This window comes from Nitritalea halalkaliphila LW7 (assembly GCF_000265075.1).
GTDB classification, from domain to species: Bacteria; Bacteroidota; Bacteroidia; order Cytophagales; family Cyclobacteriaceae; genus Nitritalea; species Nitritalea halalkaliphila.
On record NZ_AJYA01000122.1, the window covers coordinates 1 to 1648 of the forward strand.

The window sequence follows — 1648 nt, forward strand, 5'->3', positions numbered from 1 at the left end:
AAAGGAAAATGCCCCCTCTGCATTTCCTACCGCTTGCTTGGCCTGCTGAACCAAAACCAAATGCGCATGGGCTAGGCCCTCGCCCGTTTCGGCATCCACCACCTTACCCCGTATCACTTCGCGCTGCGCCAGCGCTGAACTCAGCACCATACAGCAACACAGCCATGAAACTAAAAAAATTCTCATCTTAAATGGATAATACATAAAACCCCTGTTGTTCACCCATTTCATCAAAATAGCCATCGGCAATGTACTTTCGCTCCGAAACCTTGCCAATCAATCGAAAGCGCTCAGGAACTGCAGTATCCGAAATCAACTGTTCTCCTTGATAAATCTGTAAACGTAATGGATTTTTCAACTCCTCACCTGTCGCCTGCTCGGTACTCCCTGTCCTGTAGGTGCGGAATACGATATCCGCTTCCTCATCCACAAAGACATCCTTATAAAAACCATCCTTAAAACGCGATTCAAGAAATAAATCCGTCTCAAACGCTACCTCCAAGGTACGCGTCTCGGGATATTTGTTGCGCATGTTTACTCCTGGTTCCCCAAAAGAACTAACCAAGTTCGATGAGGCATCGAACACATAGATAGTCGGATCCACCTCAAAAGTCATCCATTGCTTGCCAGAACTCCCTATATGAAAATCAAAAAAGATATGAAAGGGAACAAAGCGATACTGCTGATAACTTTCGGGAAAATGATGGAGCAGTTCTTCGATTTTACCATCTTTTCGACTAATCTTCGCCACCAAAAAGGCTTCTTTGTAAAATTCTGGCGTAATGAAAGCATTAAACGTCGGATGTTCGCAGTCTACCTTCGCATAAATGTAGTCAGCTGATACAGGAAAATGCGCGTTGTAATTTTGTAACTCATACATCATGGGGGAGCTTGCTACTGGATTTTGTATCAAGTCACTTATCTCAAAGTCTGCATCCGCATGCACTGTATATTTCTTTTGAAACTGCCAGTCTGTGTCGTATTCGTAGAAGGTCCATCCTTGCCCCTTTACCAGAAAACCATCAGCATGTGCATGAACAGCACTAATGCTAGCCAGTTCCTCAGGCCCCTCCATAATTCGCAGATTTCGCTTTAAAAAGGCTCCATCAGGAGCATACGACTCTATAAAACCATACAAGTGATCCACGTACAGCACCTCTCCGTCCGCCCATTCAAATCTTCCCACCTGCGAACTCCGCGACGGCTGAACAAAAACAGTATCCAATTGAAGCGAAAACCTGTCGCCCACAGACAGCTCTTCGCTTGTCGTTCGCTGCTCCCCGGCACATCCCAGCAAGAAGAGCAACAAAAGCATGTAATAATATTTCATATCTTAATAAATTAAAAAAGTGAGGGTGGCAAGCACCCTCACAACTTACAATCAAAATTAATTTTCAGAACCCCCTTCAGGATTGTTTTTACAATCATCTGGGGTATCACAAGATTTTCTAAAAGAAATACAGGCTACTTGAACGCAATCTTTATTTTTACAACGTAGCTGCAAATCACCAGATTCCCTTAAATTATCACAGCCATCTTTAATTCCATCTACTATGAGTATGGCGAGAACAATGCCCCCTGTAACAGGATCTACTTGCGCACGAAGATTTGCAACCGAGAAGCATCAAAAGCCCTCCTAAAACGAATA

Annotated in this window: 1 protein-coding gene; it reads right to left on the minus strand. The window is 43.8% G+C overall.

The window, feature by feature from the left end; translation table 11 throughout:
• Window positions 1-187 precede the first annotated feature (187 nt).
• Window positions 188-1330 (minus strand): hypothetical protein, encoded by a 1143-nt coding sequence (locus A3SI_RS16730; RefSeq protein ID WP_009057888.1) that lies wholly within the window; start codon window positions 1328-1330, stop codon window positions 188-190.
• Window positions 1331-1648: the final 318 nt, after the last annotated feature.